Annotated in this window: 1 protein-coding gene; it reads left to right on the top strand. The window is 66.6% G+C overall.

Annotated features, from left to right (window positions below; all coding sequences use genetic code 11):
* Nucleotides 1–184: 184 nt before the first annotated feature.
* Nucleotides 185–1190 (top strand): IS110 family RNA-guided transposase (locus tag RZ1_RS29405; RefSeq protein ID WP_072816480.1); only part of this gene is annotated, 1006 nt, incomplete at its 3' end.

The raw sequence follows: 1190 nt of genomic DNA on the forward strand, positions 1-1190 counted from the left end.
GTGCCCTTGCCTTGGATATGTCGTCATGGTCGCCGGCATCGACCTGGCCCACCGGCTGCTGGCCTGATCAGAAGCCTGGCCGAATCGTCTCGTGCCTCATCACAGTCCTGCCACACGGTGACCGCACCCAGGTCGATGCCGACCTCGGCACTCCCCAGCATCGAAGGAGAACACCGTGCACTCCATGCTTGCAGACCAAGTCGATTACGTCATCGGGGTCGATACCCACCGCGACAGCAACACCGCCGCCGTCGTCGAAGCATCCACCGGTGCCGCCCTCGCCCACATGCAGTGCCCCACCGACGCCATGGGATACCGACGCTGCTTCGACTTCGGCACCCGGCACGGAGCCGGGCGACGCGTGTGGGCCATCGAAGGCAGCGGCAGCTTCGGCTCCGGACTGACGACCTTCCTGCTCGAACGCGGCGAATGGGTCGTCGAAATCGACCGACCCGCACGTCCGGCCCGACGCAACGGCGCCAAGAACGACGAGCTCGACGCGATCCGCGCCGCCCGCGAGGCCTTGTCCCGCGAACACCTCGCCGCCCCTCGTGCCCGTGGAAACCGGGAGGCTCTGCGCGTGCTGCTCACCGCCCGACAAGGCGCGATAGTGGCCCGAACCAAAGCGATCGGACAGCTCAAGGCGTTGATCGTCAATGCTCCTCAGGCTCTACGTGAGCAGATGCGTCGCGGAAGCACCAACGATCAGCTCGAACGGGGGTCGCGCCTGCGCACCCTGCCCACCCACTCCGTCGAGCACCGCACCACCGTCCGCGGCATCCGAGCAGTTGCCCGTCGCGCGTTGTTCCTCGAAGCCGAAGCCGCCGAGCACGAAAGCGCCATCGAAGAACTCGTCATGACCATCTGTCCCTCACTGTTGGAACTGCCCGGGGTCGGGGCCGTGACCGCCGCGCAGTTCATCGTGTCCTGGTCGCATCCCGGACGCGTGCGCAACGAGGCTGCGTTCGCTTCCCTCGCCGGAGTGACGCCCATCCCGGCCAGCAGCGGCGCCACGGTCCGACATCGGCTGAGCCGCTCCGGTGACCGTCAGCTCAACCGCGCCCTCTACACCGTGGCGTTGTCCCGGCTTCAACATCACCCCGAGACGAAAGCCTATGCCGCACGCCGAACTCGGGAAGGTAAGACACCACGCGAGATCAAGCGTTGCCTCAAACGTTGTCCGTGGCCAT

This window comes from Rhodococcus zopfii NBRC 100606 = JCM 9919, from assembly GCF_001895025.1.
GTDB classification, from domain to species: Bacteria; Actinomycetota; Actinomycetes; order Mycobacteriales; family Mycobacteriaceae; genus Rhodococcus; species Rhodococcus zopfii.